The 18,621-nt window shown below is 62.4% G+C and carries 23 protein-coding genes; 17 read left to right on the top strand and 6 right to left on the bottom strand.

Annotation, left to right across the window (positions count from 1 at the left end; translation table 11 throughout):
- Position 1: 1 nt before the first annotated feature.
- Together V6D40_RS05100 and chrA are read right to left on the bottom strand one after the other, a co-directional pair.
- The gene (locus V6D40_RS05100; protein WP_442891891.1) at positions 2–520 is read right to left on the bottom strand and encodes a GNAT family N-acetyltransferase; all 519 of its coding nucleotides are present in this window, start codon (positions 518–520) and stop codon (positions 2–4) included.
- Entirely contained in the window at positions 472–1,650 is a 1,179-nt protein-coding gene (chrA, locus tag V6D40_RS05095; protein ID WP_334289276.1) for a chromate efflux transporter, read from the bottom strand. The genes V6D40_RS05100 and chrA overlap by 49 nt, the downstream gene beginning before the upstream one ends.
- Positions 1,651–1,812: 162 nt before the next feature.
- On the opposite strand from chrA, the gene V6D40_RS05090 reads away from it, so the two are divergent.
- The 7 genes from V6D40_RS05090 to V6D40_RS05060 all read left to right on the top strand — a co-directional run bounded on the left by V6D40_RS05090 (position 1,813) and on the right by V6D40_RS05060 (position 4,272).
- Positions 1,813–1,968 carry a hypothetical protein gene (locus V6D40_RS05090; RefSeq protein ID WP_334289275.1) on the top strand — a complete coding sequence of 52 codons (156 nt, stop codon included), beginning with the start codon at positions 1,813–1,815 and terminating at the stop codon, positions 1,966–1,968.
- Positions 1,969–1,994: 26 nt separating this feature from the next.
- On the top strand, positions 1,995–2,216 hold the full coding sequence (locus V6D40_RS05085) for an FUSC family protein (RefSeq protein ID WP_334289274.1): 222 nt from the start codon (positions 1,995–1,997) through the stop codon (positions 2,214–2,216).
- 101 nt (positions 2,217–2,317) lie between these two features.
- On the top strand, positions 2,318–2,524 hold the full coding sequence (gene relB / locus V6D40_RS05080; RefSeq protein ID WP_284871372.1) for a type II toxin-antitoxin system RelB family antitoxin: 207 nt from the start codon (positions 2,318–2,320) through the stop codon (positions 2,522–2,524).
- An 11-nt stretch (positions 2,525–2,535) separates the two neighbouring features.
- A complete protein-coding gene (locus V6D40_RS05075) occupies positions 2,536–2,817 on the top strand; it encodes a type II toxin-antitoxin system RelE family toxin (protein ID WP_334289273.1) in 282 nt (93 codons plus the stop codon).
- A 63-nt stretch (positions 2,818–2,880) separates the two neighbouring features.
- The gene (arfB, locus tag V6D40_RS05070) at positions 2,881–3,324 is read left to right on the top strand and encodes an alternative ribosome rescue aminoacyl-tRNA hydrolase ArfB (protein WP_334289272.1); all 444 of its coding nucleotides are present in this window, start codon (positions 2,881–2,883) and stop codon (positions 3,322–3,324) included.
- 271 nt (positions 3,325–3,595) lie between these two features.
- Positions 3,596–3,946 carry a VOC family protein gene (locus V6D40_RS05065; RefSeq protein WP_334289271.1) on the top strand — a complete coding sequence of 117 codons (351 nt, stop codon included), beginning with the start codon at positions 3,596–3,598 and terminating at the stop codon, positions 3,944–3,946.
- An 80-nt stretch (positions 3,947–4,026) separates the two neighbouring features.
- On the top strand, positions 4,027–4,272 hold the full coding sequence (locus V6D40_RS05060) for a ribbon-helix-helix protein, CopG family (RefSeq protein WP_334289270.1): 246 nt from the start codon (positions 4,027–4,029) through the stop codon (positions 4,270–4,272).
- A 563-nt stretch (positions 4,273–4,835) separates the two neighbouring features.
- Here V6D40_RS05060 and V6D40_RS05050 read toward each other — a convergent pair.
- A complete protein-coding gene (locus V6D40_RS05050) occupies positions 4,836–5,609 on the bottom strand; it encodes a MerR family transcriptional regulator (protein ID WP_334289269.1) in 774 nt (257 codons plus the stop codon).
- Positions 5,610–5,660: 51 nt separating this feature from the next.
- Between V6D40_RS05050 and V6D40_RS05045 the strand changes: the two genes are divergently transcribed.
- The gene (locus V6D40_RS05045; protein WP_334289268.1) at positions 5,661–6,155 is read left to right on the top strand and encodes a DUF1707 SHOCT-like domain-containing protein; all 495 of its coding nucleotides are present in this window, start codon (positions 5,661–5,663) and stop codon (positions 6,153–6,155) included.
- Positions 6,156–6,414: 259 nt separating this feature from the next.
- Here V6D40_RS05045 and V6D40_RS05040 read toward each other — a convergent pair whose 3' ends face one another.
- Positions 6,415–8,061, bottom strand: coding sequence for a cytochrome c biogenesis protein CcdA (locus V6D40_RS05040; protein WP_334289267.1), 1,647 nt, complete (start codon positions 8,059–8,061; stop codon positions 6,415–6,417).
- A gap of 158 nt (positions 8,062–8,219) precedes the next feature.
- Here V6D40_RS05040 and V6D40_RS05035 point away from each other — a divergent pair, with 158 nt between their 5' ends.
- From V6D40_RS05035 to V6D40_RS05025, 3 genes are read left to right on the top strand one after another with little or no spacing between them, the layout of a single operon-like run.
- Complete coding sequence (locus V6D40_RS05035; protein ID WP_334289266.1) at positions 8,220–8,534, top strand: hypothetical protein; 315 nt, start codon at positions 8,220–8,222, stop codon at positions 8,532–8,534.
- A 3-nt stretch (positions 8,535–8,537) separates the two neighbouring features.
- Complete coding sequence (locus V6D40_RS05030) at positions 8,538–9,113, top strand: sigma-70 family RNA polymerase sigma factor (RefSeq protein WP_334289265.1); 576 nt, start codon at positions 8,538–8,540, stop codon at positions 9,111–9,113.
- A complete protein-coding gene (locus tag V6D40_RS05025) occupies positions 9,113–9,703 on the top strand; it encodes an anti-sigma factor (RefSeq protein WP_334289264.1) in 591 nt (196 codons plus the stop codon). The genes V6D40_RS05030 and V6D40_RS05025 overlap by 1 nt, the downstream gene beginning before the upstream one ends.
- Positions 9,704–9,758: 55 nt before the next feature.
- Here the strand turns inward: V6D40_RS05025 and V6D40_RS05020 are convergent, their stop codons facing one another.
- On the bottom strand, positions 9,759–10,127 hold the full coding sequence (locus tag V6D40_RS05020; RefSeq protein ID WP_334289263.1) for a chromate transporter: 369 nt from the start codon (positions 10,125–10,127) through the stop codon (positions 9,759–9,761).
- Positions 10,128–10,477: 350 nt separating this feature from the next.
- Between V6D40_RS05020 and V6D40_RS05015 the strand changes: the two genes are divergently transcribed.
- The 6 genes from V6D40_RS05015 to V6D40_RS04990 all read left to right on the top strand — a co-directional run bounded on the left by V6D40_RS05015 (position 10,478) and on the right by V6D40_RS04990 (position 17,092).
- The gene (locus V6D40_RS05015) at positions 10,478–11,713 is read left to right on the top strand and encodes an ABC transporter substrate-binding protein (RefSeq protein ID WP_334289262.1); all 1,236 of its coding nucleotides are present in this window, start codon (positions 10,478–10,480) and stop codon (positions 11,711–11,713) included.
- Positions 11,714–11,716: 3 nt separating this feature from the next.
- Positions 11,717–12,799, top strand: coding sequence for a FecCD family ABC transporter permease (locus tag V6D40_RS05010; RefSeq protein WP_334289261.1), 1,083 nt, complete (start codon positions 11,717–11,719; stop codon positions 12,797–12,799).
- Between the two features lie 2 nt (positions 12,800–12,801).
- The gene (locus V6D40_RS05005; protein WP_442891890.1) at positions 12,802–13,554 is read left to right on the top strand and encodes an ABC transporter ATP-binding protein; all 753 of its coding nucleotides are present in this window, start codon (positions 12,802–12,804) and stop codon (positions 13,552–13,554) included.
- A 298-nt stretch (positions 13,555–13,852) separates the two neighbouring features.
- Positions 13,853–14,212: a Cd(II)/Pb(II)-sensing metalloregulatory transcriptional regulator CmtR gene (cmtR, locus tag V6D40_RS05000; RefSeq protein ID WP_005291009.1), complete on the top strand. Its 360-nt coding sequence runs from the start codon at positions 13,853–13,855 to the stop codon at positions 14,210–14,212.
- A complete protein-coding gene (locus V6D40_RS04995; protein WP_334289260.1) occupies positions 14,209–16,101 on the top strand; it encodes a heavy metal translocating P-type ATPase in 1,893 nt (630 codons plus the stop codon). Before cmtR ends, V6D40_RS04995 begins: the two co-directional genes overlap by 4 nt.
- A gap of 520 nt (positions 16,102–16,621) precedes the next feature.
- A complete protein-coding gene (locus V6D40_RS04990) occupies positions 16,622–17,092 on the top strand; it encodes a type IIL restriction-modification enzyme MmeI (protein ID WP_425304311.1) in 471 nt (156 codons plus the stop codon).
- Between the two features lie 70 nt (positions 17,093–17,162).
- On the opposite strand, the gene erm is transcribed toward V6D40_RS04990, so the two are convergent.
- Positions 17,163–18,017 (bottom strand): 23S ribosomal RNA methyltransferase Erm, encoded by an 855-nt coding sequence (erm, locus tag V6D40_RS04985; RefSeq protein WP_016456425.1) that lies wholly within the window; start codon positions 18,015–18,017, stop codon positions 17,163–17,165.
- Between the last annotated feature and the right edge of the window lie 604 nt (positions 18,018–18,621).

The raw sequence follows: 18,621 nt of genomic DNA, 5'->3' as shown, positions 1-18,621 counted from the left end.
ACTACGCTTCCGCGCCCAGCTGCCGGATGTAGCACAACATCCGGTAGTCCTCGCCGATCTCGTAATTCGAAAAACCGAGGCGCTCGTAGAACCGCCGGGCGCCCTCGTCCGGCTCGTCGACGTTGATCAGCATCTCCTCGCAACCCTTTTCGCGGCAGATTGCGAGGACGCGCTCCATCACCGCGGTGCCGATGCCGCGCCCGCGCAGCTCCGGCACGACGTACAGCTCCTCCAGCTGCGCAAGCGGCCCGTCCCAGTACGGCGTCGGCCGCAGGGTGAGGTACGCGAACCCGGCTGGCCCCTCCTCTGTCTCCGCGAGGACGACGAGCACGCTTTCGAGCGGCAGCAGCGCCTCGAACCTCCTCGTCAGCACGCCAAGGTCGGGTACGGGTGTGTCGAACTCGGTATTGAAATTGGTGAGGAGGGTGGCGACTAAGGGGGCGTCGGCAAGCAATGCCTCCCTGACGCGGATCACAGTGCCACCGCCCCTGCTGCGGCTGCCGCAACCACCACCGCCCACGGCGGGGTCTTCCACTTGCGCAGCGCGACGAACGCTGCCGCCGCCACCGCCAGGGTGCCCGGACCTGTGATGCCCGCGGTGAACACTGGGTCGTAGAGCGCGGCCGCCAGGATCCCCACCACTGCGGCGTTCGCGCCGCTCAAGGCTGACGCGGCAAGCGGGTGCTCGCGCAGCTGCTCCCAGAACGGCATGACGCCGACCACGAGGAGTGCCGCAGGCAGGAAGATCGCCACGGTCGCGACAATCGCACCCCACCACCAAGCAACACCGCTTGCCGACGCCCCCAAAAACGCCGCAAACGTAAACAAGGGACCCGGCACAGCCTGCGCCGCGCCGTAGCCCGCCAAAAACGTGTCGTGGTCCACCAGCCCAGCCGGCACCGTCGCCTGCTCAAGCAGCGGCAGCACGACGTGGCCGCCGCCGAACACCAGCGCGCCGGCCCGGTAGAAGCTGCTGAACATCTCGGCGGCCGTGGACTGCGCGGCGGCCGCGGCAGCCGGTAGCACCACCAGCAGCCCCGCGAACGCCGCCAGCGCGGCGGCTCCAACCGCGCGGGTGCGGGTGGGGACAGCGCTTGGTGTGCTCGCCGGTGTGCGTGCCGGTGTGCGTGCACTGCCGAACAGGGCCGCGCCCGCGACCATGCCGAGCGCGATAACTGCCACCTGGGTGAACGGGCTAACCACCAGAAGCACAGCGATGAACGCCGCCAGCGCAATGGCTGCGCGCTTGCCGTCGGTGACGATGCTCCCGCTCATCCCGATCACCGCCTGCGCGACCACCGCCACCGCCGCGGCCTTCAGCCCCGCCAGCCAGCCGGCGCCAGAGACATCGCCGAGCTGCGCGACGCCGAGTGCGAACGCAACCATGAGGATCACCGACGGCAGCGTGAAGCCGACCCAGGCGGCCAGCATGCCCGCGTACCCGGCGCGCTTGTACCCGATCGCCATGCCCACCTGACTGGAGGCGGGACCCGGCATGAACTGGCACAGCGCAACTAAGTCCGCGTACTCCTCGTCTGTCATCCACTGCCGCTTGTCCACAAACTCGTCGCGGAAATATCCGAGGTGCGCCGTGGGTCCGCCGAACGACGTCAACCCAAGGCGGGTGAAGATTGCGAGCACTTCCAACATCGCAGGCCACGCTACCTAACGGGGCGCGTGCGCGCTTGCCATCGGCGGGTTACTTTCGGATCGGGTTGGTGGACTTTGGGCCACGATGCGTCGTCAAGCATTGTGCTCCTTGCGGTGCCATGCGAGTATCAGCCGTAAGAATGACACCGCCGGAGGAACACCATGAACATCTCGTACCAAGAAGTGCTCATTTTCGCCGTCATCGCGCTCATCATCATCTCTATCGTGTGGCTCATCGTCCGGATCATCAAAGGGTTCGGTAGCGGTTACTACGGAAACGAGATCGAGGACAACCTGCCCTCGAACCGGCGGCGCTAGGTGTCAGTACACCGCAGGATGCGGTCATGGCGCCATCGCTCCCGGAACATGCCCGCAACTACACCATCGCCACCAGCTTCATCACCCCGACCGCCCTGCTGATGGTGCAGACGGTCGAGGCCTCCCCCGTCTGGCCGATGCTGCTCGCCCGCACCGCGGAGACCGTCATCGGCGCCTTCACGGCGCTCGTCGTCATCGCGGTCGGCTACGTACGCAAGTACCCCGAGGTCGTGCTGCCGCGGCGCTAGGCGCAGGTGCTTTGCGACGGGCTCCGCCCCACCCATTGCACATCGAGCACCTACCGAATACAGTGTATTCACACTGATTAAAGGGGTAAACTTTGGCTACGATGACAATCCGGATGGATGACGACGATGCAGAACTCGTGCGCAAGTACGCTCGCTTCGAGGGCGTAACTCTTTCCGATTTCGCCCGCAATGCGATCTTGGAAAAGATTGAAGATGCGCATGATCTGCAGGAGCTTCGAGACGCCATCGCGCACGACACCGGCGAGCGGTACAGCGTGGACGACATTCTCGCCGACCTCGATACGTAGCACCCCGGATGATGGCACCATCGGGCCACTACACAGTCGAATTCACGGCCCGCGCACGGAAGCAGCTGAAGAAGATGGACCGCTTCGACGCGCGGCTCATCGCCACCTGGATCAAAGAGAATTTGGACGGCTGCACCAACCCGCGCGCATTTGGGAAAGGGCTCTCCGCAAATCGTTCCGGCGAGTGGAGATACCGCGTCGGCGCGTACCGGATCCTTGCCCTCATCGATGAGGGCACGATCACAATCGCGGTGCTTTCGATAGGCCACCGCCGCGAGATCTATCGCGATTAACAACCGACAGCACCGACTCAGCCGCCTCGTCCTCGGCCCCAGGGTGAACGTAGGGTGGGCGGCATGCAGGGCCTGACCATCGCACCCGGCCCGGGGATCCCCGGCGGCCTCGTCGTCGCCGCCGCGGATCTGACGGAGCGGTTCGCGAAGGCGTCGGGCCCAGGCGGCCAGGGCGTCAACACCACCGACAGCAAGGTGCAGCTGTCCATCGACATCGCGAAATGTGCATCACTTTCCGACGCCCAACGCCGCCGCGCCCTCCACAACCTCGAACACCGCCTGGACGGCACTGTGCTCACCGTGAGCGCGTCGACGCAGCGCTCGCAGGTCCGCAACCGTGCCGAGGCGCGGGAACGCATGGCCGCCCTATTGCGTGAGGCGCTCGCTCCGCCGCCTCCCCCGCGGCGGAAAACGAAGCCGACGCGCGGCTCGGTGCGGCGCCGTCTCGAAGCGAAGAAGCGGCGCTCGGAGCTGAAGTCGACGAGGCGTAAGCCCCAACTGCCGTAGATCGGGTCGGCGGGCTCATACGATGAGGACCCGCGGACATCAGATGGTCAGGTGGGTAAGCAGAGCAACAGACGGCTAATACGTGGATGAATCCACCAATCCCCGTCGAGATCACCGGCCTCAGCGGATATGCCGCTAAGCACGGCATCACGCCGCAGGACTCCAGCACTGCAGCGACCTCAGGCTGCGCGTTTTTGCCTCCGCTCAGTGAAGGACCGAAAGCAGTGCCAGAGCCTCCTCGACTCATCGAAACACAGATACAGTGCGTACTATGCGTGACACAACTTTCGCTATCCGACAGATAACCTTCGACTGCAACGACCCCTCTAAGCTCGCCGAATTCTGGTCCGCCGCGACTGGATGCGAAATCGTCGCCGACTACGGAGACTTTGTCATGGTCGGCTCCACCCCAGCACTAGGTTTTCAGCGCGTTGCCGACCCCACCCCTGGTAAAAACCGCGTTCATATCGACGGCGGCGGCACTGAACGCGAAGCCCTAGTGGAGCACCTCAAGGCGTTGGGCGCCACTGAACTCAGCAGTCACGAGGCACCAGGACTTACTTGGACCGTTATGCAGGATCCGGAAGGTAACGAGTTTTGCGTGGGCAGCCCCGACGCGTAATTACACGTTGAACTTGAACTCGACCAGTTTTAAGTGTTCGGCCAAAGTATCGACTGCAATTCCGTATTACGATATCTTGTATGAAGACGATAAACGGCAAGCCGATTAGCGAAGAGCAGATTGACGCATGGGTAGCCGAAGCCGAAGAAGGCTACGACGTGGAGATGCTACGGAAACGCGGGCGGAAACCACGGGATGAGGAAGCCGCGCAAGTTGTTTCCATCCGCCTCTCCCCTAGCGAAGTCCTTCATCTCGACCAGTATGCCGCCTCACACGGGTTGTCGCGATCGCAGGCAATCCGCAAGGCTCTAAAAAACGCCATTTGAGATCGAGGTCCGCCGTAGCGCTGAAAAGCACGGTATCGAACCGGAATCCTCGCTCACTGCAGCCACTTCGGGATGTGTATACAAAACGCCACTCGACGAGGATCACCCGCAGCGTGAACTTCGGCTCGGATTTGATTCCTCTATGCGGTTGCTGGAGATTGTCGTTCTTCTCTGGGATGACGGCACGGAGACCATCATTCACTCAATGAAGGCCCGCAAGCAGTACCGCACCCTACTTGACTAGTTACAAGGTACATCCAGAGAAGTATCGCAGGATGCGGTCATGGCGCTATCGCTCCCGGAACATCTAGCAACTCACGAAGCAACAGGGCACGGAAAGATGAGCGTCAAATCTACATAGTTTTCATGCTGTAGTGCTACTGGAGAGATTCGCGCAAGAAGGGTTCCGGTGAGGGCACGGTGGGGTGTCTGCTGCGCGGTTTCGTAAAGATACGCAAAAAAGACGCGGTGCTCGCTGGTCATCACATAGGCGCGACAACACTAGACCTAACCAAACCGTGGCCTTTGCTCCAGCAAGAGTTGGAAGGATTCCTGCTCCGTTTCTAACCCCACTGCGGGTTGCCCACGTCCACACCTTCGGCCGCCGCGTGGGCGGTGACTAGCTCGAGCAGGTAGTCCTGCGCGCCGCCGTAGGCTTCGTGGAAGCGCGCGTCGTCAACGTACATGCGCGCGAGGATGAGCTGGCGAGCCGGGGTCACCTCGTACCACTGGGCGATGCTTGCGCCGTGGCGCTCCACCAGTGCTTCGGCTTCCTCGGAGCCGGGGTCCACGCCGGAATCGCGTGCGGCGATCAGATCCGCGGCGAGCGCGTCCTGTTCTTCCTGCAGGCGTTTGAAGTCACCTTCGCCCATTTGAGCGAGCTTTTTCTGGGACTGCGCCCACTCCGGGGTATCACCCCAGCGCTGCTCAGCCTCCTCCTGATAGGCGGGCATATCTTCGCCGAGGTACTTCTTCATTGCATCCATGTCGATCGATCCTTTCGTCGCGTTGTCAATGAGGTGCTGGACAGATGTGAGCTGGGCGTCGAGCGTGCGCCGTCGAGAAGCGAGTGCTTCTTGGTGGTGCTTGAGGGCGCGGGTGAGGGTGGCTCCGGAGGCGTCGAGAAGCTGCGCGATCTGCGCAAGCGGCACGCCGACTCCGCGGTAGAGGGCGATGGCCGCGCCGCGCTCGAGGTCCGCCTCCCTGTAAACGCGGTGGTCGGCCCACGTGCGCGCGGGTGCGATGAGGCCGAGCGTCTCCCAGTGACGCAGCGCCTTGGTGGAAACGCCGAGGACTTCGGCGGCCTCGCTGATTGTGTATTCGATACCATCTGCCATGGCTGCGATTGAACAGCTTGCCGCAAGGGCAAGTGCAAGTTGGGAGCGATAATGGACGGAATCCGCGTGGGCGACGCCGAGCGTTCGGACGCGCTGGATCGGCTGGGCACACTGTTCGCAGACGGCTACCTTGATGTGGGAGAGTTCGAAGAACGCACAGGTCAAGCCGCGGTTGCGCGCACTCGCGGGGAGCTTTCAATGCTTTTCGACGACCTCCCGGCCGAACCGGTCGCATTGGAGGAGCGGACGCCGTCCGAGGTTGAACTGGATGAGAAACTTGCAGCGAAGCGGAAGATGGACACCGCGATCTACACCACCCTCATTGGCGGCTTGGCGGTCTATTTTGTGCTGCAGATTGGGCTGGATCTGGACTACGCCTGGGTGGTGTGGCCGATGATGGGCGCACTCGCGGTCGCTTGGTACGCCGTCTTCGACATCTCCGACGAGGAAGACAAGATCCTCGAGGAACTGCTGGAGAAGGAACGTTCTGATCGCGCCGAGCGGCTGAAACTCGCCGCCGAGCGACGCAAGGAGCTTGGGAAATAGCCGAGAGTTTCCTGCGCCCGCCGGTTAGGGTGGATACATGCGTTTTGTCGCGCGCCCGCGCTTATTGTAGCTAGTTCTGTTGGGGTGGTTACGGGTTGCGCCGGAGGTAGCGAGCCCGAGACCGTGGTGGTCACGTCCACGCAGTGGGTGGACCCGGATTCGGGTGCGGTTGTGGAGTCTGCGGAGGTTGCAGAGCCTGGCAGGGAGGCGGAGGCACCGTCGCGCGCTTCGCCGAGGCGCTGGACAAGGTTGTCTCTGCCTAGCCGAAGGTCAACGAATACAATTTCACGCCTGCCGTGGGCCGGATACGCAGCACTCCCTCGGTGGGCGTGTCGCCTTTCACAAGGTCGAGGGTTCCATCTGTGACCGGGAACGACTTTTTCGCACCGTCCGGATACTCGACCTCGATCTCGCCTTCACCCGAAACCACGAGCTGGACCCACTTAGCGAAGACGTTGATGTCCAGGTGTCCTCCACTGGTGGTCTGCACTGATTCCTCCTCGAGAATCCACGCCCCGTTCAGAGTGAACATGCCGCGCTCCGGGGCGGCCGGTTCACCGAAGTCGTGCTCGCCGTCGGTGTAACCGGGCTGCTTGGTGTACTCGGCGCGCGCAGTGCCGAGATACGTTTCCGGGTTGCGGCCCTTTGTACCGCCTGCTGCTTCGCCGCCTTCGACCGGTTCGGGGAGGTCGACGTCGGGGTTGACGTCGATAAGCAATTCACGCACGAGCTTTTCTGACTCGGCGTAGCTTCCCTCCCCTTCCACGATCTGCCGGACGTTGCCGTGCTTGTCCACCAGGTAGCGGGCTGGCCAGTAGCGGTTGTTGAAATTCCTCCACGTAGCGAAGTCATTGTCCTGCGCCACCGGGTAGTGGATACCTTCCTTTTCTACGGCGTTGCGGACATTGCCCAGCTCGTGCTCGAAAGCGTACTCAGGGGAATGGATGCCAACCACGGTGAGGCCGGAATCTCGATAAGTGTCGTAAAGCTTGGTGATGTGCTCCCCCGCACGCTGACAGTTGATGCAGGCGTACGCCCAGAAATCAACGAGCATGACACCACCGTCCTGCGGGCTCGGCGGCTGGTCGGCGTTGATCCAGTTCGTCAGCCCCGCGAATTCCGGTGCCGGGCCGCAATCCTGCAGCTGCGCGGGGTCGGCGCGGCGGCACGACTGCAGTGAACCGCTCCCAGTTGGGCCGACCTTGCTGAGAGCGTCATTGGCCAAGTCCGAATTCTCAAAACGGTTCGACAGCGACGACGTCCAATTCGGCAGCGCACGCTGGATCGCCGCCGGCGCGTCGAGAGCCAACGCCACAGTGAAGACCAGGATGAGCACGCCGATGGCCTTACGGTGGCGCCGCACCGCGTCTACCTTGTCACCGATCTTGTTGCCCGCCAGGGCGAACACGAACAGCGGCAGCGCGGACCCAATCGCGAACGCAACAGTGAGCACCGCCGTGTGCCAGCCGATCTGCCCAGTCGAGCCCGCCACCGTCACCGCTGCAAGCACCGGGCCCGCGCACGGAACGTACACCGCGCCAAGGGCCAGACCGATGAGAAAACCTCCCTTGCCGCGCGTTTTCTCCTGCAATGCCGTGGGGCGCGGAAGCGCGTCAAAGGGCTTCTGCAACACCTCCCCCACCGGCGGGAAAATCATTCCCAGCCCCACCCATGCCAGCAACACCACTCCCGCCCAGCGCAATACCGACTGTGGCAAATGCAGCGCACTAAGCAGAATCGTACCCAGCAGCGCGATCGCGGCGAAGCTCACGACCAAACCTGCCACCACGTGCGACGGTTTACGCCCGACGCTGACACCCAGCACCACCGGCAACACCGGCAAAATGCACGGTGACAATGCCGTGATCGCACCTCCGATGAATCCGACAAGAATCACGCTGATCATGAGTTTCCTCTACTTTCCGGTTGCCTTTCCTACACCCAGCACTACGGAGTGAGCACCCGCACCGGATTGGTCCAATCCGCAACAGCCCCCGGCTCCGTAGTACTCAGTGACGGGCCAGAAACACTGCGCCTGCGAACCGAAAAAGTGAAGGAGACACTATGTCTATCAACCGCGCAATCGCCAGCGTCAGCGCCATAGTCATCGCCGCCACCGGCCTCGTCGCATGCAACGACTCCCAGCAGAAGATGGAGGACAGGATGGACGGCTCCATGGCCCCGTCTTCCGAGGCGATGATGAGCGATTCCATGGCACCGTCCTCCGATGCCATGATGAGCGATTCCATGACACCGTCCTCCGATGCCATGATGAGCGATTCCATGACACCGTCCTCCGATGCCATGATGAGCGATTCCATGGCACCGTCCTCCGATGCCATGATGAGCGAAGACAAGATGATGGAAGAATCCAAGTAGCACATGACCCAGGTGTTAGATTTGGAATCTGTGGATCCTGACCGTCTCTTAGAAAGCGTGCGCGCGGGCGATAAAGGCGCCTTCGCCGAGCTTTACGACGTTCTGGCCCCACAGGTTCTCGGTCTCACCACCCACATCTTGCGTGACCGGGCCCAAGCGGAAGAGGTCACCCAAGAAGTCTTCGTGGAGGTATGGCAGAGCGCCCACACCTTCGACCCACACCGCGGCAGCGCCAAGTCATGGGTACTGCGGCTCGCCAAATCGCGAGCCATCGATCGGCTGCGGAGCTGGCGCAGCTCCCAAGCCCGCGACACCGACGATTTCAACAGTCAACTGACCACGTGGGTCGCTGCCGCTGAGGACGAAGCTCAACAGCGACTAGAGTCTGAGGAGCTTCAAGAACTCATTGATTCAATTGGAGAGCCCCATCGAAGTGCGCTCATGCTCGCGTATTTTGGGGAACTCACCCACCAAGAAATCGCCGATGCCACTGGCGTCGCTCTCGGAACAGCCAAAACCCGGGTACGCGACGGGTTGCAAAAGCTTCGCAAGGCCGTGTCGTTGAAAGGAGGCCTGTGATGGATAAAGATATCGAGGACCTCTTCAATTCCGCGGCCACGCCGGTCACCCCGCCACCGGAGCTCAAACGCGCAATCATGGAGCGTATCGACGCCACCGACCAGGTCGCTGACTTCGACACCGCGCGGAAGAACCGCTCCGGGCGGCGTCTCACAACCGCCGCAGCAGCCGCCGTTGTGCTCATCGCCGGTGGCGGGTTCGCGGTCACCCAATTCACTGTCGACGAGTCACGCGAATCCGTGACAGCCCAAGGCGTCAACGAAATGCACGCAATCATGGAGGCTGACGACGCGCGTCAAGGTCAGGCCGACGCGATGGGCGCGAGCCTCGACATCGTAATCAGCTCTGACATGGGCAAGGGCGGCGCCATGGTAAACGGCCAGCCAGCTCTCGACTACGGCATGGGGGCACAAGTGTGGGCAGTCATGGATGACGGCGCCGTGGAATCGGCTGGAGTCATCGGCCAAGAACCCCACGACGACGTGTGGATGCCGCTGCCCGGTGGAACTGCTTCAGTCCTCGTAACCGAGGAAGTCGCCGCCGGCGCGGCGCAACCCACCGGCGCGGTGCTGGCCAACGTGACGCTCTAGTCCCGGTTCCCTCCCTTGGCGCGCTTCAGCGCCGAGCACCGGGCGAGAGCGAAGTTCACAGCACAATCCAGCCGACCAGGGCCGCGGCGACGACGACCGCCCACGGCGGGACCTTCCACGAGGTGAGCGCGGCGTAGCAGACCACGGCGATGGACAGGGTGATCACGCCGGAAACCCCGGCGGTGAACACCGGGGTGTACAGCGCTGCACCGAGAATGCCGACCACCGCGGCATTCGCTCCAGCCAGGGCGACACCTGCGCGTGGCATCTGACGGATGCGCTCCCAGAACGGTATCGCGCCAAGTACCAAAAGCGCAGCGGGCAGGAAGAATGCGATGGTCGCGATTGTCGCGCCGAGCGCCCAGTCCATGCCTTGTGCACTGGCGCCGAGGAAGGACGCGAACGTGAACAGCGGGCCTGGCATCGCCTGGGCTGCGCCGTAGCCGGAGAGGAAGATGTCTGCCCTCGCTCTCCACGCTGCTGTTGGGCGCGTGACTGCCTAGCCCCTTTACGCTCGACTTCACTGCGTGCTACGGCCCCTTGATGCGCGCGAACATCCGGCCTCCCTCAGTACTGAGGTCCGCATCACCATTCGCGGTAACAGGCTTCAACCCGTGCTGCCTGTCAATAAGCTGGACAGGAACCGGGAGCTCATCGCTGTCCTGCTTCGCCAGCGTGTGAAGCACGACTCAGACCGTTGACATTAGCCTAGCCTTACCTTAGTGTTCTCAGCGTTCCTGTAACTAAGCTTAGGCTTACTTAACTGAAGGGGAAGTGTTGAAGCTTTCACGAAAGATCGGTGCAACCGTGGTTGCACTCGCCACCACGCTCGGCCTGGCCGCCTGCTCCGACTCCGGCAACACCACCGCCAGCACCACATCCTCTGAGGTTGCTACCTCGGCAGCAGCGGCGGAGAAGCAGACGTCGGCACGCACTGCGGACGCAGCGCTGACGGTGAAGGATGCAGCGGGCCGCACTATCGAGTTCGCGGAGATGCCGGACCGCATCGTGCTGGCTGAGGGCCGCGCAGCCTACGCCACTGCCCTACTGCAGGAGAACCCGCTGGACAACATCGTTGCGTACGGCCAGGACCTGGTGAAGAACGCGGGCTCGTTCCGCGAGAAGCTCCTCGAACTGCAGCCGGAAGCAAAGGACCTGCCGGCGATCGGCATGATCCAGAAGGGCGACGTCACCGTTGAGAACCTGCTCGCACAGGACCCGGACGTGGTCATTATGACGCTCGACCAGAAGAAGGCCGCCGAAGAGGCCGGCATGATCGCGGACATGGATGCCGCCGGCATTACCTACGCCTACATCGACTTCCGCCAGAAGCCGCTGGAAAACACCACCGTGTCCATGCAGCTCTTGGGTGACCTGCTCGGCCAGAGCGAGCGCGCCGCGAAGTACAACGAGTTCTACGACGCGAAGGTCAAGGAAATCTCCGAGCGCGCAGCCAAGATCGCAGAGAAGCCGGACGTGCTGCTGTGGACCGCGGCCGGCTACAACGAGTGCTGCGCCATCGCAGGCAACGTGCACCTGGGCACCCTGGTCACCGCGGCCGGCGGCCACAACCTCGGCCCCGAAGTCCTCGGCCCGGAAACCAAGACCATCACCCCCGAGAAGCTGATTGAGCTCGACCCGGAGAAGATTATCGTCACCGGCGGCGAGTGGGCGCGCGACCCGAACAAGACCGACCTCTTCCGCCACGTCGAGATGGGCTACCAGTCTAACACCGAGCTGGCGAAGGAAACCTCCAACGGCCCGCTGCAACTGCCCGGCTTCGAGCTGCTCGAAGCGCCGCAGACCGGCAACTACTTCGCCGTGTACCACCAGTTCTACGACAACCCGTTCAACGTCTTCGCGCTTGAAGCCTTCGCCAAGTGGATCCACCCGGAGGAGTTCTCCGACTACCACCCCACCAAGGACTTCATCGAGTTCCACAAGGAGTGGATGCCGTTCGAGTACAGCGGCGTGTTCTTCTACGATCCTGCGAACCCGGACGAGAGCTAACCCATGACAACTCGAGTATCCGCCCAGCCCGCCGCAACCGTGGATGCTCGCCAGGCCGCGATTGCGAGCTACCACAAGCGCGGACGCAAAAAAGCGTTCGCCATCGTGGGGCTGGTCATCGCGGCCTTCGCGAGCTTCCTCGTCGCCGTTGTCGTCGGCCCCATCGACATCGCACTTGCCGACGTCTACAACGCCGTTTTCCGCCCCGAGCTGGTGGACGATCAGACCCGCGTGGTCATCCGCACCCTCCGCCTGCCCGCCGCAGTGATGGCACTGCTGTGCGGCGCCGCGCTCGGCCTCGCTGGCGGGCAGATGCAGACCATCTTGGATAACCCCCTTGCCGAGCCCTTCACCCTCGGCATCTCGGCGGCGGCCGCGTTCGGTGCGGCGATCGCCATCGTGATGGGCTGGACGCTCATCCCGAACCCGCAGTTCAACCTGGCCCTTACTGCGGCGATCGCAGCACTTCTCGCGGTCGCTATCGTGGCAGCCGCGTCCGTGTGGCGCGGCGCCACTGCCGAATCGATGATCCTCCTCGGCATCGCGCTGAGCTTCTTCTTCCAGGCCCTGCTCTCACTGCTGCAATACAGCGCCAACATCGAGGCCCTCCAGCAGATCGTGTTCTGGACCATGGGTTCGATGCAGCGCGCGAACTGGACTGCGAACATCATCCTCGCCGTGGTCGTCGCCGCAGCGATCCCCTTCTGCGTGGCTAACTCCTGGCGCCTCACGGCACTTCGGCTTGGCGACGATCGCGCTGCCGCCCTCGGCATCGACGTCAAGCGCCTCCGCCTCACTACCCTGCTTGTGGCATCCTTTCTGGCCGCCTCGGCAGTCGCTTTCACCGGCATCATCGGCTTCATCGGCCTTGTCGGCCCCCACATCGCCCGCATGCTCGTGGGCGAGGACCAGAAGTTCTTCCTTCCCGGCGCGGCAGCCGCGGGCGCGATTCTGCTCAGCGTGGCTTATGCTGTATCGCTCTCCATCATCCCGGGGCTGGCGATCCCGATCGGCATCATCACCTCGCTGGTCGGCGTGCCGTTCTTCGTCTTCCTTATCTTCACCCGCGCACGAAAGAGGGGCTAACCGTGGCAATTTTCGCTGAGCACCTCACCGTCGGCTACGGCCGCACCACAATCATCGACGACATGACCTTCGGCCCACTCGAAGAAGGCAAAGTCGTAGGGCTCATCGGCCCGAACGCCGCCGGCAAGTCCACGCTGGTGAAAACCATCGCGGGGATTAAGAAGCCGTCGGACGGCACCTGCTCCATCGTCGTCGACGGGCGCGAAGTCACCGGCAAGTCTCGCACCACCGCCATCGGCTACGTGCCCCAGGACATGCTGACCACCGCGTCACTCACCGCGTTCGAGTCCATCATGGTTTCCGCGAAGCGCCGCGGCGCGGCCGAAGTCGATCCAGTCGCGGCAACGGCAGACATCATGGAGCGGCTCAACATCACGCACCTCGCCGACCGCATGGTCTCCGACATGTCCGGCGGCCAGCGCCAGTTGGTCGGCGTCGCACAGATGCTCGTGCGCTCCCCGAGCGTCTTGCTTCTCGACGAACCCACGTCCGCCCTCGACCTTCGCCACCAGGTGCACCTGCTCGACATCATCCGCGATGAAGTGGCGGGAACCGACAGGCTTGCCCTGGTTGCAATCCACGACCTCAACCTCGCCGCACGTTTCTGCGACGAGCTGCTCGTGGTCAAAGCGGGCCGCGTCGTGGCGCTGGATACCCCGGCCGCGGTGCTCAACCCTGAGCTCCTCAACGAGGTCTACGGCATTAGCGCCCGCATCCTCGACGACGCCGGCGTGCCGGTCATTTGCCCGGTGTGAATGCGCGGGCCCTCGTGAGCGTAGGCGTCGCAATAGCCTCGTCCCTATGAGCGCGACGCGGTGCACCCTGAATACACGTTGACTACACGTTGAACTTGAACTCGACGGTATGTAGTTGCAAAGTAACTTTCTCGAGAACCTCGCCACCCACGTCGCTCCCGCGTTGGGTGGCAGCCGAACCACAAAGGATCAGTCATCTGCTATCCCATCGACTAATTCTTGCAGGTCGCAGGACCTTCGCGTAACTGTCAGTTCAGCACACTTTGAATAGTTCAGCACACGATGTATTGTTCAGCACATGCTGACTATTGCTTCACGCCTCGACGTCATGAACCGGCTCGGCCGGGCCATGGCGGATCCGACGCGTTCCAGAATCCTGATGACACTACTCGACGGCCCGAGCTACCCGGCCGTACTTTCGCGCGACCTGGGCCTGACCCGCTCAAACGTCTCGAACCACCTGACCTGCCTGCGTGACTGCGGCATCGTCGTTGCCGAGCCGGAGGGCCGCAAGACACGCTACGAAATCGCCGATCCGCACCTCGCGGCAGCGCTCAACGCGCTGGTGAACGCGACGTTGGCTGTCGACGAAAACGCCCCGTGCATCGACCCTGAGTGCTCGGTGCCCGGCTGCGGCGAGAAGGGAGAGGACGCATGAGCTCGGCGTGTGGATGCGAACACGAACCCGCCACGGAGATCGAAGAACTCGATCGGCCATGGTGGAAGGACCCCGAGTTGCTACTGCCGATCTTCTCCGGCGTAGCCCTCTGCGTAGGCCTGGCGCTGGGCTGGTCCGGGCTAGCGACACCCGCGACAGTACTGTTCTGGGTCGGCCTGCTGCTAGGGGCGTATACGTTCGCGCCCGACGCGATCCGAAACCTTGTCACGAAGCGCAAGCTCGGCATTGGTTTGCTGATGACCATCAGCGCGGTCGGCGCGGTAATCCTCGGTTACGTCGGAGAGGCCGCGGCGCTAGCGTTCCTGTACTCGATCGCCGAGGCGCTGGAAGACAAGGCGATGGACCGGGCGCAGGGCGGACTGCGGGCACTGTTGAAGTTGGTACCGCAGACCGCGACGGTGCTGCGCGACGGCACGTCGGTCGAGGTCGCAGCGAAGGACCTCGCGGCTGGCGAGCTTATGCTCGTGCGCCCCGGAGAGCGGATCGCCACGGACGGCATCATTCGGTCTGGGCGCTCCAGCCTTGACACCTCAGCGATCACCGGAGAATCCATTCCGGAGGAGGTTGCGCCCGGCGACGAGGTGCCCGCGGGAGCGATCAACTCCGCCGGTGTGCTGGAAGTCCAGACGACCGCAGCTGGAACGGACAACTCGCTGACCACACTCGTGGACCTGGTCGAGCAGGCGCAGGCGGAAAAGGGCGACCGCGCCCGGATCGCCGACCGGATTGCCCAACCCCTAGTGCCCGGGGTGATGATCCTGGCGGTGCTAGTCGGCGTGATCGGCTCGCTGCTGGGCGACCCCGAGACGTGGATCACCCGTGCGTTGGTGGTTCTGGTCGCAGCGTCGCCGTGCGCGCTGGCAATCTCCGTGCCGCTGACGGTCGTGGCCGCGATCGGCGCGGCCAGCCAGTTCGGCGTGGTCATCAAGTCTGGCGCGGCGTTCGAGCGGCTCGGCGGCATCCGTCACCTGGCGGTGGACAAGACCGGAACCCTCACCCGCAACCAGCCCGAGGTTACCGGCGTGGTCCCGGCAGACAGGTTTGATCGGGCGCAGGTGCTTACTTTCGCGGCGGCAGTTGAGCAGCAATCGACGCACCCCCTCGCCGCGGCGATCGCGGCAGCGGGGCCCGAAGCGCCCGCCGCCCAGGACATCAGCGAGGAAGCCGGGCACGGCATCAGCGGCACCGTCGAAGGCCGACGGGTGCTGGTGGGCAGCCCCCGGTGGATCGACGCCGGGCCACTGAAGGCAGACGTTGAGCGCATGGAGTCCGAAGGCCAGACCTGCGTCCTGGTCGCCGTCGATGACACCCTCGCCGGAGCGATCGGCGTCCGCGACGAGCTGCGGCCCGAGGTGCCCGAAGCCGTGCAGACCCTGCGCGCCAACGATGTGGAAGTGAGCATGCTCACCGGCGACAACACTCGTACCGCCCGGGCGCTGGCTGAAATCGCCGGAATCGACGACGTGCGCGCCGAGCTGCGCCCGGAGGACAAGGCAAGCATCGTCGCCGAACTCTCCTCCAAGACGCCGACGGCGATGATCGGCGACGGCATCAACGACGCGCCGGCACTGGCGGGCGCAACGGTGGGCATTGCGATGGGAGCAACCGGCTCTGACGCCGCGATCGAGTCCGCTGACGTCGCCTTCACTGGCCACGACCTCCGGCTGATCCCGCAGGCGCTGCAGCACGCCCGCCGAGGCAGCAGGATCATCAACCAAAACATCGTGCTGTCTCTGGCCATCATTATCGTGTTGATGCCACTGGCGATCAGCGGTGTGCTGGGCCTGGCCGCCGTCGTGTTGGTTCACGAAGTCGCCGAAGTCATCGTGATCTTGAACGGCCTGCGGGCTGCACGAGCGAAACGCTGAGGCTGTGACCGGCAAGTCTTATAAGAGTTAAACCACGCGCCGAGCGCACACACGTTGGACCAGGCGAGTCATTCGAGTTCACCACCTGGTCCTTCTCGATGCGTGCAGGCACGGGAACTGTGGGTGAACCTAATAGTTCAACGGCCCGATACCGCTTGCAGATTCTACACACGAGGTAGCGGAATGGACCGAGGCCGCACGAAAACCGGAGTTAGAGACAGCGCTCTTCAACCTACCCCCCCAATAACGCGAAACGTCATTAACGCTCCGCGTTACACGTTAAATTTGAACTCCACGGAGTGTCGTCGATAAATAACTATTCGATGCGCAAAGTACAACGAAATACCGCTAGAAACAGACAACATATGGGGGTGCACAGAAACACATATAGGTTCTGCGGAAAACCTATAGGGTGCGTCGCTAAAAACCGCTGTGCGCGAAAAACATAAAGGGTTTACGGACCCGGTCCCAGACCCCTCAATACTCTGAGCCGGAAGAATGGAAAGTGGAAGGTTGATGTATCCCCACTATTTATTTTTTCCGTTTTTCGGAGTACATCGGGAGCTACAACTGCGGACCAGCTCTGTGTGAACTAGATGAGAAGGCGCAGCAGCGAATCATCGACGCTGGACAGTTGGTGCTGCGGGCACGCGAGCGGCACCCCCAGCGGTCACTCGCGGAGCACTACAACCCGTTATCGATGGACCCAATTCTGCTCAAGGCTCACAACAACTTGGACCGGGAAGTCGATAAGGCTTTCGATGTGGCACGCAAACTCACCAACGAGCGCCAGCGCCAGGAGCTACTGTTCGCCAGCTACGGGGAGTTGGCGAGGGGCTATGTCTCCTCGCTTTCATCAAAATCGAAACCACCAGCAGGGTCGTTCCCCGTGCGGGTGATTTTGATCGGTCCCGCTGCTGGGTGTAGAACCCTGTCGCTGGCAACGCCGGGAACTATGACTGTGCCCGACGAGAACACGTCACTGCCATAACGCGGCTCACGGTAGACGAACATGGGTCGTTCACTACTACTGGTGGATTTCGGTTTTGGTGGTGGGGGGATTACCGCCGCCGGCCTCGATTTTTCCGTTGAGGAGGGCGTTGACTACTTCCCGATTGTGAAATGGGCCGATGGCGCGGTGAAGAGGAACCAGTCACCTGGAAGAGATCGATCCAGTCGCTGGTGTGCAATCTGGGAGGTAGGGTTGCGGGGTCGATTCCTCGCGAGCGCAACCATGATTGTGTCTCTGAACGTGATGAAAACAACCCTGCCCTTCGGAGAATTTCCCCTATCCCGCGTCCCCGGGCGGTGAAAACGGTGTGCACCATCGCCTGAAAGGCTTTGCGTTGCTCTATCGGGATCTTCGGGTCACCCACCCGGCGGATCACTAAGATCCCCCCGTCAACGTTTGGCTGTGGCCGGAAAGCAGACCTTGGTACTCGGGAACCAAGGTGAAACGTGAACCATGGGGACCACTGAGCTGTCATCATCGTGCTTGCACCTACCCCGGCCCGGCGGCGAGCGACTTCCCACTGCATGAGGAGTACAGCGGCAGTCCATGCCGGCGCATGCAACAACTTTCGAAGAATGGCAGTGGTGAGGTGAAAGGGAATGTTTCCCACAATGACGCAGGGAGTGGCGGGTAACGGGAAGTTGAGGAAATCATCATGGACCACTTCGACCGACGCCGAGGCGGTCTTTTTTGTGAGTTTGGCAGCTAGTTTTGCGTCTACCTCAACTGCCGTTATTGCCCTCCCCAAGTGGGATATCGGGTGAGTGAGGGCACCGCTTCCTGGCCCGATCTCAATGATGGGGCCGGAGGTTTGTTTTACAAGATCGACGATGGAGTTGATGATCTTGTGGTCTGTGAGAAAATTTTGGCCATGTTCGTGACGGCCGTATCCGTATGTAGACATCAGGTGTGCTCCGTGGAGTTGAAACGGAGCCGGGCATGGCAAATGGCCGCCCGGCTAAAGGACCGGAGCGGTTTCTAACCTGCGGGAGGGAGAAAACCGCCTTAGCGGCTGGTGAGCGGCCGCATGAAAACGGAACCTGAAATCAACATGGGCCTATCGTATCCAATTAATTTCGCAGGGTCCAATACGGTGAGAAAGAAGACAACCGCACCGCAACAGTGCAAGACCTCTCTGGATTGGAATTTAATTGAACATGGGTTTGGGGTACGACGCGCCCTACTCGGAGTGGCACGGACACTACGGCTGCGCGCCCACACACAACAGTAAAGAGCTCGGCAATGCACAGACACGTAACGAGAGCGCCACAAATGTATGTACGTTTAAGTTACAGCATCGACACTGACGCTCCACATGGAGGGACGGCCGCAGCCCTGCAGCAAGCACACGGCAGGGTGTCTGCTTCGGGCGACGTGAAATTACGCAGAAAAATACGAAACACATCACCGCAGGTCACGGTAGGTATTTGCGGGTCATTTCGTAATCTCGTAAACGAAACGAACAAAACTACGAAACACAAAAACATACGTTGAGCAGCGTAAATGGT

Source organism: Corynebacterium sp. Marseille-Q4381 (assembly GCF_036881695.1).
Taxonomy (GTDB): Bacteria; Actinomycetota; Actinomycetes; order Mycobacteriales; family Mycobacteriaceae; genus Corynebacterium.
Note: the sequence above shows the minus strand (reverse complement) of the source record. Positions and strands in the feature narration are given on the sequence as shown.